At 58.0% G+C, this 15,059-nt stretch carries 12 protein-coding genes; 9 read left to right on the forward strand and 3 right to left on the reverse strand.

Features of this window, described 5'->3' with window-relative positions:
• Positions 1–6: 6 nt before the first annotated feature.
• On the reverse strand, positions 7–1,512 hold the full coding sequence (locus tag AC6I8V_RS18805) for a CoA-acylating methylmalonate-semialdehyde dehydrogenase (RefSeq protein ID WP_497843684.1): 1,506 nt from the start codon (positions 1,510–1,512) through the stop codon (positions 7–9).
• Between the two features lie 416 nt (positions 1,513–1,928).
• Here AC6I8V_RS18805 and AC6I8V_RS18810 point away from each other — a divergent pair, with 416 nt between their 5' ends.
• On the forward strand, positions 1,929–2,744 hold the full coding sequence (locus AC6I8V_RS18810) for a TIM barrel protein (protein WP_497843685.1): 816 nt from the start codon (positions 1,929–1,931) through the stop codon (positions 2,742–2,744).
• 102 nt (positions 2,745–2,846) lie between these two features.
• On the opposite strand, the gene AC6I8V_RS18815 is transcribed toward AC6I8V_RS18810, so the two are convergent.
• Positions 2,847–4,067: an MFS transporter gene (locus tag AC6I8V_RS18815; RefSeq protein ID WP_497843686.1), complete on the reverse strand. Its 1,221-nt coding sequence runs from the start codon at positions 4,065–4,067 to the stop codon at positions 2,847–2,849.
• A 228-nt stretch (positions 4,068–4,295) separates the two neighbouring features.
• Here AC6I8V_RS18815 and AC6I8V_RS18820 point away from each other — a divergent pair, with 228 nt between their 5' ends.
• The 6 genes from AC6I8V_RS18820 to AC6I8V_RS18845 all read left to right on the forward strand — a co-directional run bounded on the left by AC6I8V_RS18820 (position 4,296) and on the right by AC6I8V_RS18845 (position 11,564).
• A complete protein-coding gene (locus tag AC6I8V_RS18820) occupies positions 4,296–5,009 on the forward strand; it encodes an ABC transporter ATP-binding protein (RefSeq protein ID WP_497843687.1) in 714 nt (237 codons plus the stop codon).
• A complete protein-coding gene (locus AC6I8V_RS18825) occupies positions 4,987–5,958 on the forward strand; it encodes an ABC transporter substrate-binding protein (protein WP_497843688.1) in 972 nt (323 codons plus the stop codon). The genes AC6I8V_RS18820 and AC6I8V_RS18825 overlap by 23 nt, the downstream gene beginning before the upstream one ends.
• Before the next feature lie 3 nt (positions 5,959–5,961).
• On the forward strand, positions 5,962–7,614 hold the full coding sequence (locus AC6I8V_RS18830) for an ABC transporter permease (RefSeq protein WP_497843689.1): 1,653 nt from the start codon (positions 5,962–5,964) through the stop codon (positions 7,612–7,614).
• Positions 7,615–7,696: 82 nt separating this feature from the next.
• Complete coding sequence (locus tag AC6I8V_RS18835; protein WP_497843690.1) at positions 7,697–8,743, forward strand: AI-2E family transporter; 1,047 nt, start codon at positions 7,697–7,699, stop codon at positions 8,741–8,743.
• A gap of 282 nt (positions 8,744–9,025) precedes the next feature.
• Positions 9,026–10,630 (forward strand): EAL domain-containing protein, encoded by a 1,605-nt coding sequence (locus tag AC6I8V_RS18840; RefSeq protein ID WP_497843691.1) that lies wholly within the window; start codon positions 9,026–9,028, stop codon positions 10,628–10,630.
• The gene (locus AC6I8V_RS18845; protein ID WP_497843692.1) at positions 10,605–11,564 is read left to right on the forward strand and encodes a D-2-hydroxyacid dehydrogenase family protein; all 960 of its coding nucleotides are present in this window, start codon (positions 10,605–10,607) and stop codon (positions 11,562–11,564) included. The genes AC6I8V_RS18840 and AC6I8V_RS18845 overlap by 26 nt, the downstream gene beginning before the upstream one ends.
• On the opposite strand, the gene AC6I8V_RS18850 is transcribed toward AC6I8V_RS18845, so the two are convergent.
• Positions 11,556–12,023 (reverse strand): hypothetical protein, encoded by a 468-nt coding sequence (locus AC6I8V_RS18850; RefSeq protein ID WP_497843693.1) that lies wholly within the window; start codon positions 12,021–12,023, stop codon positions 11,556–11,558. The two genes, AC6I8V_RS18845 and AC6I8V_RS18850, sit on opposite strands and share 9 nt — an antisense overlap.
• A 416-nt stretch (positions 12,024–12,439) precedes the next feature.
• Here AC6I8V_RS18850 and proP point away from each other — a divergent pair, with 416 nt between their 5' ends.
• Entirely contained in the window at positions 12,440–13,945 is a 1,506-nt protein-coding gene (gene proP, locus AC6I8V_RS18855) for a glycine betaine/L-proline transporter ProP (RefSeq protein ID WP_497843694.1), read from the forward strand.
• Between the two features lie 122 nt (positions 13,946–14,067).
• Entirely contained in the window at positions 14,068–15,045 is a 978-nt protein-coding gene (gene hemB / locus AC6I8V_RS18860) for a porphobilinogen synthase (RefSeq protein ID WP_497843695.1), read from the forward strand.
• Positions 15,046–15,059: the final 14 nt, after the last annotated feature.

Here is a 15,059-nt window from a genome sequence, read left to right on the forward strand (position 1 = left end):
GCGAAATTAACCCAGGGTCGGCATACTGAATTCAGATACCGTCTGCTGACCGCTCGGCCAGCGCACAGTGGCGGTTTTCATCCGGGTGTAGAAGCGCACGCCGTCCGGACCGTGCACGTTCAGCGCACCAAATACGGAACGTTTCCAGCCGCCGAAGCTATGGAACGCCATCGGTACCGGCACCGGTACGTTGACGCCCACCATGCCCGCTTCAACATTCTGGACGAATTCACGCGCGGTGTGGCCGTTGCTGGTAAAGATGGCGCTGCCGTTGCCGAATTCGTGGCTGTTCACCAGTTGCAGCGCGCTGTCGAAATCGGAAGCGCGCATAATGCTCAGCACCGGTCCGAAGATCTCTTCACGCCAGATGGTCATATCTGAAGTCACGTTGTCGAACAGCGTGCCGCCCACGTAGTAACCTTCGGCATGGCCAGGCACCTGATAGTTACGACCATCAACCACCAGTTTCGCGCCTTCCTGCTCACCTTTGTCGATGTAGCCCAGCACTTTTTTCTGGTGCGCGGCAGATACCACCGGCCCCATTTCATTCTCTTCAGCACCCTTCTGGATGCCAGGACCCACGCGCAGCGCGTTGATCAGCGGGGTCAGACGTGCAATCAGTTTGTCAGCGGTGTCGTTACCGACCGCGACGACCACAGGCAGCGCCATGCAGCGCTCACCGGCAGAACCGAACGCACCGCCCATAATGGCGTTAACGGTGGCATCCAGATCGGCATCCGGCATCACGATAGCGTGGTTTTTCGCCGCACCAAACGCCTGAACACGTTTGCCATGCGCGCTGGCGGTTTTGTAGATATGCTCAGCCACGCCGGAAGAACCCACGAAGCTCACCGCAGAAACGCGCGGATCTTTATACAGCTGCTCAGCGTCTTCGTTAGACGAGTGAACTACGTTGAACACGCCATCCGGCAGACCGGCTTCTTTCAGCAGTTCAGCCATACGCACCGAGGCTGACGGGTCCAGCGCTGGCGGCTTCAGGATAAAGGTGTTGCCGCAGGCCAGCGCAATCGGGAACATCCACAACGGCACCATCGCCGGGAAGTTGAACGGGGTGATACCCGCCACCACGCCAACCGGCTGCATCAGCGAGTAGCTGTCAACGCCGGTACCGACGCTCGGTGAGTTTTCACCCTTCAGCAGATGCGGAATACCGCAGGCAAACTCAATCACTTCAATACCGCGTGTCAGCTCGCCCAGCGCATCTGACCACACTTTGCCGTGCTCAGACACAATCAGTGCCGCCAGCTCGTCACGGTGCTGTTCCATCAGCGCTTTGAAGTTGAACATCACGCGGGCACGACGCAGCGGCGAGGTTTTCGACCATTCCGGGAAGGCAGCGTGAGCGACTTCAATCGCTTTTTCGACTTCAGCCGCAGTGCTCTGCGTCAGCTCACGGACTACTTTGCCCGTCGCCGGGTCGTAGACCGGAATGGTTTCATTGCTGGCGCTGTGGGTGATCTGGCCGCCGATAAAGTTTCCTACGATGTTCATGTCGTTGCCTCTTTGATGTGTAAGTTCCCTGCAGGTGGTGGGGTTTATCACCGCAACGCGACCTGACCAGGCAATACTAAAAGCGTGCTATGAAGCTATTACAATGAAATAAATTTTTCAAATAAATCTTTTTAGAAAATTTCCTTTTAGCGGGCTGGATCGCATTTTTTCGCTCCACCCGCCAGACCAGAGAAAAACCAACGCCTGACCTTGATGGCGGGCGATGGTCACGGCCGCGCTTCACTCTGACTCCGCCAGAAAAAACCCCACACCAGGGATGAGAATCCTGTTACGCGAAACGAAATATGAAATTTTTGCGAAGCAGATCCAATATCTGATATTTCATAATTCACTAACAATGAAATAAATGTTCTCTTTAGCCCCATCTACCCGAACATGCTTACAGGAGCCGCCGCATGGCCATCGATCCAACCCGTTTCTGTATTAATCGTAAAATCGCGCCCGCGCTCTCGCTGGAAGCGTTCTTCCAGCTGGTGCAGCGCCTGGGGTTAAGCAAAGTCGAGCTGCGTAATGACATGGCCGGCGGCAAAGTCACCGATGGTCTGAGCGCTGCCGAGCTGCGTGCGCTGACGGACAAATATCACATCGAAATCGAAACCATTAACGCGCTCTACCCGTTCAACCGCGCTGACGATGCCCTGCTGGCGAAAGCCGAAACCCTGTTGCAGGAAGCGCAGCAGATTGGCGCGAAGGCGCTGGTGATGTGTCCGTTAAATGAAGGCATCGCCATCACCCCGGAACAGACGCTGGCCGCGCTGCAAACCCTCGCCCCGCGCTTTGCCCATTACGGCATCCAGGGGCTGGTGGAGCCGCTCGGCTTCCCGGTCAGCTCGCTGCGTTCGGCGGTGCAGACTCAGCAGCTGATCCGCGATGCGCAGGTCCCGTTCAAACTGCTGCTCGATACCTTCCATCATCACCTGTACGAGAATGCCGAACAGGAGTTTCCGCAGGAGATTGATGTGAATCAGATTGGTCTGGTGCACCTGTCTGGCGTGGAAGATACCCGCCCGACCGCGCAGCTCACCGATGAAGAACGCATCATGCTGAGCGACAAAGATGTGCTGAACAGCGTTGTGCAGGTGAAACGTCTGGAGATGCTCGGCTACAAAGGCATCTACGCGTTTGAACCCTTCTCTTCCGAACTGGAGAAATGGGGCGCGAAAGAGATCGAACATGCCATCCGCACCAGCATTGAATTGTTGCAAGCCTGACAGAATCCTGGGGGCTTCTGTCCGTCGCCCCCATCTGCCGTACCCTTATCTGTGTCAATGACACAACTTTGTTGTAATTGGCCTCGGTCGGAGGCCCTTTTTTTAATTCTCTTTGATCTCTATCGGCGGGCTGTCCGGCTGTCGCCTGTTCATCCGCAGCGTCCCCACCAGCGCCAGACACACCAGCAGCGCGGTGAGAAAATAGACCAGCGGCACCCCGGCGAAACTCATGATAAAACCGGCAATCGGCCCGGTGATCCCCAGCGACAAATCCATAAACGCGGTATAGGTGGCGAGCGCGCTGCCCTGATTCTGCTGCGGCACCATTTTCACCGCCACCACGCCAATCGCCGGGAACACCAGCGAGAAACCGGCGCCGGTCAGAAACGCGCCGAGCTTCGCCATCCAGGGATCGAAGGAAGCCGCCACCAGAAACAGGCCTGCGGCCTCCACCGCAAAACAGAGGCTGGCGACGCGCAAACCACCGAGACGGTTAATGGCGTTGGGAAACAGCAGACGCGTACCGACAAAGGCGGCACTGAATAGCGTCAGCGCGAAGGCCGCGCCATCCCAGCCTTTATCCTGATAGAACAGGGTGATAAAGGTGGCGATCACGCCAAATCCTGCCGACCCCAGCGCCAGAATCAGGCCGAAGCCGTAAATCTTGCCCAGCACATGACGGAACGGGATAGGTTTGGCTTTGCTGCCTTTCACCGGCGCACGCGGCAGCGCCAGCGCAATCGCCAGCACACAGATGGCGATAATGATAGCGGAGAGCAGCAGCAGCCCTCCGCTGCGGAAAATCACCACGCCGAGCGGCGCGCCAATCGCCATCGCGCCATAGGTGACGATACCGTTCCACGAGATCACCCGACCAATGTGCAGCGAGCCGACGCGTGCCACGCCCCACAGCGAGGTGCCGGTGCCGGAAAAACTTTGCCCGATGCCGAGGATCACACGGCCCAGGCACAGCAGCGCCAGGCTAAGCACCGACCAGCTCTCGGTCAGCGCCGAGAGCAGAATACATAGCCCGCTGAGAAAGCAGCCGCTCAGCCCGATCACCACCACTTTTTTCGGCCCCCACAGGTCGGCATAGCGTCCGGCATGGGGGCGGCTTAGCAGGGTGGCGAGATATTGCAGGCTGATCACCAGCCCGGCCCAGAAGGCGCTGTAGCCGAGTCCATCATGGACATACCCCGGCAGCACCGCCAGCGGCAGGCCGATGGTGAGATAGCTGGCAAAGTTGAACATCACGATGGAGAGGATCAATAGGTTAAGGCGGAAAGGCGTTAAAGCAGGTTCCGTGGCAGGCTGGTCAGGCATGAGTAATTGCGCTCGTGTTTGACGAATTTTTTATAACAGAAGCGTCATCATACGCTTTTTCGTCCGCCACGCATCATAACGTCTGATGATATTTGGTCATCATTTCGTCATATGGTCGCCGTAGACTCGCCGCCAGTGAAATCCCAAAGAGGATAACAATCTGATGACGCTCCTGATAAACCATCGGGTGCGCGTGGCGTGTCTCCACTCCCGGACGGGAGGTGGCCGATGACGCGTGTCGCGCAGCCTATCGAACTGAAAAATCTCAGCTGGTCGGTCAATAACCTGACCATTCTGCACGATCTCTCCCTGACCATTCCGGCCGGACAAACGCTGGCGCTGCTCGGCCCGTCCGGCTGTGGCAAAAGCACGCTGCTGAAACTGCTGGCGGGCCTGCTGCAACCCACCACCGGTGAAATCTGGATCGGCGAGCAGTGCGTGGCCTCGGCGCGCCACTGCGCCGCGCCGGAAGCCCGCAACCTCGGCATGGTGTTCCAGGATTACGCGCTGTGGCCGCATATGAGCGTGCTGCACAACGTCGCCTTTCCGCTGCGGATGCGCGGCATAAAGAAAGCGGCGGCGCATTCCCAGGCGGAGGCGGCGCTGGAGCAGGTAGGTCTGGCGGGGTTTGGCGATCGCAAACCGGCCATGCTGTCAGGCGGCCAGCAGCAGCGGGTGGCGTTAGCGCGCGCGCTGGTGGCGAAACCGGCGATTCTGCTGTTTGACGAACCTCTCTCCAACCTCGATCGCGAGCTGCGCGAGACCCTCGCGCACACCATGGCGCAGCTGCTGCGCGCCGCGGGCATCACCGCCGTTTACGTAACACATGACCGCGAGGAAGCCACCACGCTGGCCGACCGCATTATTCATCTGGCGCAGGGCCAGATTGTTTCAGTGACTGACCTCTCAGGGGAAACCAATGCCATCTCTCAAGTTAGTTAAAACAGGAGCCATCAGCGCGATGATTTTGACCTCCGCCATGATGATGAATGATGCCGAAGCACTGACGGTGTACACCGCCGGTCCTGGCTCACTGGCGAAAAGCCTCGCCGCCGGGTTTGAAAAGCAGACCGGCGTAAAAGTGAATATCTTCCAGGCCACCACCGGCAAAGTGATGGCGCGCCTGGAAGCCGAACAGGCCAATCCGCAGGCTGACGTGCTGATTTCCGCCTCCTGGGATACCGCCGAAGATCTGCAACAGCGCGGCTGGCTGCTGCCGTATCAAAGCGCCAACGCCGCCAGCGTACCGGCGGCGTTCAAAACCGATGCCTATGTCGCGCAGGGCATTTCCGCGCTCGGCATCGTGTGGAACACCAACAGCAACACGCCGGAACCGAAAACCTGGCAGGATCTCACCGGCCCGGCGTTTAAAGACAAAGTGACCACCCCCGATCCGGCGCTCTCTGGCGCCTCACTCGATCTGTTGATTGGGTTGCAGAACGGCGAAGGCGAAAAAGCCTGGCAGCTGTTTGATCAGCTGAAAGCCAACGGCATGGTGATCAGCGGTCCGAACGCCCAGGCGGTGACGCCGGTTTTGCAGGGGGCGAAAGCGGCGGTGTTTGGTGCGGTGGATTACGTGACCTACAACAACATCGCCCAGGGTGAAGCGGTGAAGGTGATTTTCCCGGAAAACGGCACCGTGGTCGCGCCGCGTCCGATGATGATCCTGAAAAGCAGCCAGCATACGGCTGATGCCAAAGCCTTTATTGATTACGTGCTGTCGGATGAGGGTCAGCAGCAGGTGGCGAAAGCCTGGCTGATGCCAGCCCGTACCGATATTAAAGCCCAGCGTCCGTTAATCACCGAGATCAAACTGTTGCCGATGAATCAGGATGGCAGCAGCGATCGCGCCGCGGTCCTGAAGCGATTTGCCACGCTGTTCGGGCAGTAAACCATGTCGCGCGCCCTGTTTAATGGATTGATCCTGCTGGCTTTGGTGGTGCTGGTGGCGCTGCCGCTGCTGTTTATCCTGTTGCAGGCGCTGTTTCCGCATCTGAGCGAAGGGGAATGGCACGGCGCCTTTAGTGCGTTACCGGCGCTGCTGGAGGACCCGCAGCTGGTGCCGATGTGGCTGGGCACGCTGAAAATTGGTGTCGGAGTGGCGATCGGCAGCCTGGTGATTGGCCTGCCGCTCGGCGCGCTGCGCGGGTTGTTTCGCCTGCCCGCTGCGGCGCTGTGGGATCTGCTGTTTCTCATCCCGTTCCTGACGCCACCTTATATCGTGGCGCTGGCGTGGACGCTGGCGTTGCAGCGCAATGGCTATGTCGAACAGCTGACCGGCCTCAATCTCGACAGCCTGCTGTTCAGCAGCAGCGGCATGATGCTGGTGATGACGCTGAATATTTTTCCGGTGGTCTATTTCGCGGTGTCGCGTTCGCTGATGGCGAGCGGCCAGCGTCTGGCCTGGGTGGCGCGGGTGCATGGCGCATCGGCGTGGCGCGCGTTTTGCCAGATCACCCTGCCGCTGACCTTACCGGCGCTGGCTGGTGGCGTGTTGCTGGCCTTTACGCTGGCGATTGAAGAGTACGGCGTTCCGGCGGCGCTGGGCGCGCGTGCCGGGTTAACGCTGATGACCGTCGGCATTGAGCAGAAACTGGCGGACTGGCCGATTGATCTGCCCGGCGCCGCTTCGCTGTCGCTGATGTTAAGCCTGGTGGCGCTGCTGGCGTGGTTTTGCCAGCGCAGGCTGACCGGCAGCAGCGATGTCACGGCGGTGAGCGGCAAACCGGTGGCGCAGGATGCCGCCCGCGCCGGTGTCTGGCAGCTGCCCATGATGCTGCTGTTTGTGGCTATCGCGCTGCTGGCGGTGGCGCTGCCATTGGCAGCGATGACGCTGAGCGGCCTGCTGAATACGCTGTCCGGCGGCATTCATGCCCACAACCTGACGCTGCGCCACTTCGCCGCGCTGTTTAGTCAGCAAGGCGATGCGCTGGCGGCCTTCTCCACCAGCATCGGTCTGGCGCTGGGGGCCGCGTTGCTCACCGGACTGCTCGGCTTTCTGATTGCCTGGCGCGTTGCCGAAGGCAAAACGCGCCTGCTGGCGCTGATGGATGGTCTGGCATTGCTGCCTGCGGCCATGCCTGGCGTGGTGATTGGCGTGGGGTTGATTTTGCTGTGGAACCGCGGCTTCTGGCCGGTTTCACCCTACAACACGCTGGCCATTTTACTGCTTTCATACAGCTGCCTGCTGCTGCCGTGGCCGGTGCGCTATGTCAGCAGCGCCCTGCGTCAGCTCGGTCCGACGCTGGAACCGGCGGCGCGGGTACATGGTGCTTCGCGCTTACAGGCGTTGCGACTGATTGTGCTGCCGCTGGTGGCGCCGAGCCTGCTGGCGGCAATGATGATGGTGTTTGCGGTCGCCTCGCGCGAACTGGTGACGTCGCTGATCCTCGCCCCGGCGGGTACGCAGACCGTGGCGATTTTTATCTGGCGGCAGTTTGAGCAGGGATCGGTCGGCCAGGGGATGGCGATGGCGACATTGACGCTGTTTGCCAGCCTCGGCCTGATGCTGGCGGCGCTGGCGCTGCTGCGCCGCCAGCCAGCTTAACTGTCTGGTTTTGCTTATGAAACAGTAGGTTATTTTTTCTTCAGCTACACTCTCCTGAGCCATTGATGATTCGGGAGAGGGAATGAACGACCTGCAACAGGAAAAAATTGGCCAGAATATTCTGGTGAAACTGGCGATGCTGGTGATTATTCTTGCCGGCATCCGTGCCGCCTCAGAAATTCTGGTGCCTTTCTTACTCGCCAGTTTTCTGGCCGTGGTACTCAACCCGCTGGTAACGATGCTGATGCGGCGGGGAATACGGCGCGGGATGGCGATCACGCTGGTCATAACCGTGATTTTCTGCGTACTCCTGCTGCTGGTGGCGGTACTCGCCAGCTCCGCCAGTGAACTCAGCCAGACCTATCCACAGATGCAAGCCCTGCTGGAGCAGAAGCTTAACGTGTTGCAGCATTTCGGCGCGCGCTTTCACCTCAACATCTCCACCACCGCGCTGGCCGAACGTTTCGATCCCAATGTGATGATGAATATGGCCACCACGGCGCTGGCGCAGTTCTCCGGAGCGATGACCAATATCGTGCTGCTGATCCTGACGGTGGTGTTTATGTTGCTTGAGGTCCACCATCTGCCCTACAAGATGCGCAACGCCATGGTGAATCCAAAGATTCGTATCGCGGGCCTGCACCGCGCGCTGAAAGGCGTCACCCACTACCTGGCGCTGAAAACCCTGGTCAGTTTGCTGACCGGTGTCGCCGTCTGGCTGGCGCTGCTGCTGCTCGACGTTAAGTTCGCGCTGTTCTGGGGCGTGGTGGCGTTTATCCTCAACTTCATCCCCAATATCGGGCCGATTATTGCCGGTATCCCGCCGTTTATTCAGGCGCTGGTGCTAAACGATATCTATATTGCAGCCATGGTGGCGGCGCTGTTTATCGCCATCCATATGCTGTTCGGCAACGTGCTTGAACCCAAACTGATGGGACGCCGACTGGGGATGTCGACGCTGGTGGTGTTCTTGTCATTAATTTTCTGGGGCTGGCTGCTGGGGCCGGTGGGGATGTTGTTGTCAGTGCCGTTGACCAGCGTGACCAAAATCCTGATGGAGACGACGCCAGGCGGCAGCCGCCTGGCAATAATGCTGGGAAATGGACGTCCGGGATCGCGTCCGCGCTGAAGCGACAAAAAACGCCACTCAACATTAACGCGCGGGTATTAATCCCGCGTTTTTTTTGTGACAATTATTGCGCGGGAAGGCCAGCCTGCGAGCGCTGTCAGCCAAAAAGTGCCAAAACAAGCAAATGGTTGTCAATAAATGCAAAGCCAGGTCGATAATTGATTCAGGTCAGAATTCTGGTCAATCAAAACGCTAACATGCACAGCCTGGGGAAAGTGGTATGCTGCTGAAGCCGCAGTATAGCCCCCTTCCCTGCGGCTTAAACCTACCGAGGGACGCCTGGTGCCACTGCAGAACCGAAAGCGAGATTTTGGCTGGCTGTTGATTGTTTGCGCCGGGCTTTTGCCTTTGGTGCTTGGCATCCTGTGCACGGCGATTGAAGCGCGACATACCGTGCGTCAGCAGCAAGTCACCGCCGCCAGCGCGTTACTTACCCAGGCAGAAAAAATGAGTGATATCGCCTGGGATATGATCACCGATCTGCGCCGCTTCCACTATCAACCCTGCACCGCCATTGAAGACCAGCTGCAACGCGTCGGCACGCTGAACGCCTATTTTCGCTCGGTTGGCAAACTGGATGGCGAGAACGTCACCTGCTCCTCGGCATTTGGCCTGAATCCTGGCACCCTGACCGAATTGATGCAGCGTAAACCGCCCATCACCGGCAGAGCCTGGTGGAGCATCTCGATCAAAGGGACCGCCGGGGTGCCGGATCGCCCGGCAGTGATTTTTGTCCGTCAGCTGCCTGACAGCCAGGGATTCTGGGCCGTGATTGATGGCCAGTATCTGATGGACTTTATGCATGCGATTGGCGAGTCGCGCGGCTATCGCATGACCATGCGTTTTAGCGACGGCGCGCCAATCAGCAGCGGTTCGAATGAGCCGCTACGGGAAACCTGGCTGAAAAGCGATCCCTATTCGGCGCAGTCCAGCCGCTATCCCATCAGCGTTGACGTGGTTGTGCCGCCCAGCGAATTGCTGAAAGCCTGGCATCAGGCGCTGTTTATTTTCCTGCCGATGTCAGCGATTTTTTCCATTCTGCTGATGATTCTGACCGCCAACTGGCTGCGCCGCCGCATTTCGTGGCGTGATGAAATCCGCCGGGCGATGCGCAATCGTCAATTCTCGGTCCATTATCAGCCGGTCTACAGCACCGAGTATCAGCGTTGTACCGGCGCGGAAGCGCTGCTGCGCTGGCAGCTGCCGAACGGCGACAGGGTCCGTCCCGACATATTTATCAGCGCGGCGGAAGAAGAAGGGATCATTGTGCCGCTGACGCGTCATCTGCTGGAGCTGATGGCGGAAGATATTCAGGGCTGGGATGTGGAACCGGGCTTCCATATTGGTTTCAATCTGGCAGCGGACCATCTGCAACACCCGGAATTCGTCGATGATATTCAGCTGTTCGCCGCGCGGATTAAAAATAAAAACCTACAGATTACGCTGGAACTGACCGAGCGCAGTTTGATCCACGACGGCGAAGATGTGGCGCGCAAGCTGCGGCTGTTGCAGGCGCAGGGCATGAAAGTGGCGATTGACGATTTCGGCACCGGCCACTGCTCGCTCAGTTATCTGCTCACTTTCCCGCTCGATTATCTGAAAATCGATCGCGGCTTTATCAACGCCATCGAACGGCTGGATGGCGAAACGCCGGTGCTGGATGCGATTATCAATCTCAGCCATAAATTGCAGCTGGAGGTGCTGGGGGAAGGTGTTGAAACCTCGTTACAATTCCAGTACCTGCAACAGCGTGGCGTGGTATTTATTCAGGGCTATTATTACGCCTACCCAATGGATAATGATCGGCTGCGTGCGTGGCTCAACGAGCAGGGGCGGCAGCCGTTACTCGCTGAGGAAACGCATGAGCCTGAACTGCACCATTCTTGATGATTACCAGAACGTTGCCCTGTCGCTTGCCGACTGGGCAACCCTCGAACCGCTGGTCCACACCACCGCAATCACCACCCATATCGCAGAGACGGAAACGCTGGTCAGCCAGATTCAGCACGCCGATATTCTGGTGGTGATGCGCGAACGCACCCCGCTGAGCGCTGAGCTGATTGGCCGTCTGCCCAACCTGAAACTGATCGTCACCTCCGGTATGCGCAATGCCTCGATAGATCTCGATGCCTGTCGCGAACGCTATATCGCGGTCTGCGGCACCGCCAGCAGCAGCGCGCCGCCGCTGGAGCTGAGCTGGGGATTGCTGCTCGGGCTGGCGCGCCATATGGTGGTAGAAAATCAGGCGCTGCGCAGCAACGGGCCGTGGCAGCAAACGCTGGGCATCGGCTTACAGGGCAAAACCCTGGGTCTGCTTGGATTGGGAAAAATCGGCGGGGAAATGGCAAAAGTGGCGCAGGCGTTTGGGATGCGGGTCTGTGCCTGGAGCCAGAACCTGACCGATGAACGCGCGGCAGCCTGTGGTGTGGAGAAGCAAGCGTCGCTGTATGACCTGTTGCAGGCGAGCGATGTGGTGTCGATTCATCTGGTGCTGAGCGATCGTACCCGCCATCTGCTCGACGCGGCGGCACTGGCGCGGATGAAACCGGGTGCGCTGCTGATTAACACCTCGCGCGCGGGCCTGGTCGATCAGGCGGCGATGATCGCGGCATTACAATCCGGGCAGCTGGCCGGTGCCGGTCTCGATGTGTTCGAACAGGAACCGCTGCCCGCCGATCATCCGTTACGGCAGCTGCCCAATGTGCTCGCTACCCCGCATCTGGGTTACGTGGCCGACAGCAACTACCGCACTTACTTCACTCAGGCGGTGGAAGATATTGCCGGCTGGGTAAAGGGCGCGCCGCTGCGTTCGTTACTCTGAACGCCGTTTTTTTGCGATGCGCAGCGCCACTTCGAGGCTGTCGTCAGCCAGCGCCGGTGGCGTGTTGTGCTGCGCATTCAGGCGCTGGTTAATCCGCTCCAGCGTCGGCGTCAGCTGCCCCACCAGCCGCTGGTACTCTTCAATTTGCGCCGCCGGATGTTTTTGCGTCACCGCGCTGTAATTCAGACGCTGGAGCTGACGCAGGCTCTCCATGCCCTGCTGGGTTAACCATCCCGCCTGGAACCAGCCGCTGGCGCATTGCAGCAGTTCATCGGGATGCTGCGCCAGTTGCTCAAGTAACGCATCCGCCCGCTCATTACAGTGAATCCACGCCACTTTTTCGGCAGGAAATGCCGCAGCCCGCTGCGCAGCGGGCGCACTATTGATAAGTTTTCTTTCTACACTGTCGATCATCGACAACCACGGATTATCAAACGACCGGGCGTTGTTCCTTGACATGAATACTCCACCAGAGCCAGGCGGCTGAGTATTACTGAATGTTTTATTGCTGGCAAGTGAAGGATATTAATAACGACAATGGTAAATATTTTTTATATTTAACCTTTTTTACATCGCAGCCTGAGATGGGCCGTTTTCCCTGCCAGAAATTTTTTTCTGCTGCATCGTTTTGCCGCCTCCCTTCAACAGTTTTAGCCAGAAAGTAGTCAGTTACTGGCGTAAACATGACAAATATCACTCAAAATCGGTATACTCTGTCGCGGGATGCAATAATTGCAAACGTAATTATTGCTGTGGCAAGGCCGGAGGAACTCTCGCTTTACGGCTATGCTTTAATTTTCTCAACGCCGCGGCCTGATGGTGTCAACTCGGTCCGCGCCGTTGAGGACTTTCTGATTCCAATACAGGGTAAATTCATGAAAATGCGTAGGAAGCGTGTAAAACCGATTGGGCTGGATGATGTCACTATTATCGACGATGCCCGTTTACGTAAGGCCATTACCGCGGCGTCTCTGGGTAACGCGATGGAGTGGTTCGATTTTGGTGTGTATGGCTTTGTCGCTTATGCACTGGGTAAAGTGTTTTTCCCGGATGCCACGCCCGGTATCCAGATGATCGCCGCGCTGGCGACCTTCTCCGTTCCCTTCCTGATCCGTCCGCTCGGTGGCCTGTTCTTCGGTATGCTGGGCGATAAATACGGTCGCCAGAAAATTCTCTCCATCACCATCGTCATCATGTCGCTCAGTACCTTCTGTATCGGCCTGATCCCCTCGTATGCCTCCATCGGCATCTGGGCGCCGGTGTTGCTGCTGTTGGCCAAAATGGCGCAGGGCTTCTCGGTGGGCGGTGAATATACCGGCGCGTCGATCTTCGTCGCGGAATACTCGCCTGACCGTAAGCGCGGCTTTATGGGCAGCTGGCTGGATTTCGGTTCTATCGCTGGCTTCGTGCTGGGTGCCGGTCTGGTGGTGCTCATCTCCACGATCATCGGGGAAGAACACTTCCTTGCGTGGGGCTGGCGTCTGCCGTTCTTCCTGGCGCTGCCGTTAGGCATTATTGGTCTGTATCTGCGCCATGCGCTGGAAGAGACTCCGGCGTTCCAGCAGCACGTTGAAAAGCTGGAACAGGGGGATCGCGAAGGTCTGCGTGACGGCCCGAAAGTGTCGTTCAAAGAGATCGCCAGTAAACACTGGAAAAGTCTGCTGGCCTGTATCGGTCTGGTGATTGCCACCAACGTGACCTACTACATGCTGCTGACCTATATGCCGAGCTACCTGTCTCACAACCTGCACTACTCGGAAGATCACGGCGTGCTGATTATCATCGCCATTATGATCGGTATGCTGTTTGTGCAGCCGGTGATGGGGATGCTGAGTGACCGCTTTGGCCGCCGCCCGTTTGTGATTATCGGCAGCATCGCGCTGCTGATCTGCGCCATCCCGGCGTTTACGCTGATCAACAGCGGCGTAATTGGGCTGATTTTTGCCGGTCTGCTGCTGCTGGCGGTGATTCTGAACGCCTTCACCGGCGTGATGGCTTCCTCGCTGCCAGCGATGTTCCCGACTCACATCCGCTACAGCGCGCTGGCCAGCGCCTTCAACATCTCGGTGCTGATTGCGGGTCTGACGCCGACCCTGGCCGCCTGGCTGGTGGAAGCCACCAATAACCTCTACATGCCCGCTTACTACCTGATGGTGATTGCGGTGATTGGTCTGGTTACCGGCCTGTACATGAAAGAGACGGCGAATAAACCGCTGAGCGGCGCTACCCCGGCGGCATCGGATATCGAAGAAGCGCGTGAAATCCTGCAAGAACATCACGACAACATCGAGCAGAAAATCGAAGATATCGACGCCGAGATTGCCAAACTGGAAGCGAAGCGTAAAAACCTGGTGCAGCAGCACCCGGATATCAACGAGTAATCCCCTCAACTCCCGCTTCGGCGGGAGTTTTCATTTCTCCCCTTCCGCACACAAACCTTCTTCGCCCGGCGCGAAAAGGAGTAAACTATCGCCACTTTTTTAACCTGCAAGTAAGAGTGAGCATGTCTGATTTCTCCCTTATCCAGCGTCCAAGAAGGCTGCGTAAAAGCGCCGCGATGCGTGAAATGTTCCAGGAAACCGGCCTGAGCCTCAGCGATCTGGCGTTGCCGATCTTTGTTGAAGAAGGCGTGGACGATTACAAACCGATCAACGCCATGCCGGGCGTGATGCGTATTCCGGAAAAGCGTCTGGCGTATGAAATCGAACGTATTGCCAAAGCGGGTATCCGTTCGGTGATGACCTTTGGTATTTCGCACCACACCGATGCCACCGGCAGCGATGCGTGGAACGAGAACGGCCTGGTGGCGCGTATGTCGCGCATCTGCAAAGAGACCGTGCCGGAGATGATCGTGATGTCCGACACCTGTTTCTGTGAATACACCAGCCACGGCCATTGCGGCGTGCTGTGCGATCACGGTGTCGATAATGATGCGACCCTGATTAACCTCGGCAAGCAGGCAGTGGTGGCTGCGCAGGCCGGTGCAGATTTTATTGCGCCATCGGCGGCGATGGATGGTCAGGTGAAGGCAATTCGTCAGGCGCTCGATGCTGCGGGCTTCACCGATACCGCGATCATGTCTTACTCCACCAAATTCGCCTCGTCGTTCTACGGCCCGTTCCGTGAAGCTGCCGGTACCGCGCTGAAAGGCGACCGCAAAACTTATCAGATGAATCCGATGAACCGTCGTGAAGCGATCCGTGAGTCGCTGATTGATGAAGCGGAAGGCGCTGATTCGCTGATGGTGAAACCGGCAGGTGCCTACCTCGATATCCTGCGTGATATCCGCGAGCGCACGACGCTGCCGCTGGCGGCGTATCAGGTGAGCGGTGAGTACGCGATGATTAAATTTGCCGCGCAGGCCGGTGCCATTGATGAGCGCAATGTGGTGCTGGAAAGCCTCGGCGCCATCAAACGCGCCGGTGCTGATTTGATTTTCAGTTATTTTGCCCTTGATCTCGCCGAGCAAAAAGTGCTCTGATCCTCGTTACGCTT

It is taken from the genome of Pantoea sp. X-Soil-TKNS-1207, assembly GCF_059730485.1.

Bases quoted from the DNA above. Each gene is read 5' to 3' on its own strand.
- AC6I8V_RS18805 (WP_497843684.1), bottom strand. From the start codon at position 1,512: ATGAACATCGTAGGAAACTTTATCGGCGGCCAGATCACCCACAGCGCC.
- AC6I8V_RS18810 (WP_497843685.1), top strand. From the start codon at position 1,929: ATGGCCATCGATCCAACCCGTTTCTGTATTAATCGTAAAATCGCGCCC.
- AC6I8V_RS18815 (WP_497843686.1), bottom strand. From the start codon at position 4,067: ATGCCTGACCAGCCTGCCACGGAACCTGCTTTAACGCCTTTCCGCCTT.
- AC6I8V_RS18820 (WP_497843687.1), top strand. From the start codon at position 4,296: ATGACGCGTGTCGCGCAGCCTATCGAACTGAAAAATCTCAGCTGGTCG.
- AC6I8V_RS18825 (WP_497843688.1), top strand. From the start codon at position 4,987: ATGCCATCTCTCAAGTTAGTTAAAACAGGAGCCATCAGCGCGATGATT.
- AC6I8V_RS18830 (WP_497843689.1), top strand. From the start codon at position 5,962: ATGTCGCGCGCCCTGTTTAATGGATTGATCCTGCTGGCTTTGGTGGTG.
- AC6I8V_RS18835 (WP_497843690.1), top strand. From the start codon at position 7,697: ATGAACGACCTGCAACAGGAAAAAATTGGCCAGAATATTCTGGTGAAA.
- AC6I8V_RS18845 (WP_497843692.1), top strand. From the start codon at position 10,605: ATGAGCCTGAACTGCACCATTCTTGATGATTACCAGAACGTTGCCCTG.
- AC6I8V_RS18850 (WP_497843693.1), bottom strand. From the start codon at position 12,023: ATGTCAAGGAACAACGCCCGGTCGTTTGATAATCCGTGGTTGTCGATG.
- proP (WP_497843694.1), top strand. From the start codon at position 12,440: ATGAAAATGCGTAGGAAGCGTGTAAAACCGATTGGGCTGGATGATGTC.
- hemB (WP_497843695.1), top strand. From the start codon at position 14,068: ATGTCTGATTTCTCCCTTATCCAGCGTCCAAGAAGGCTGCGTAAAAGC.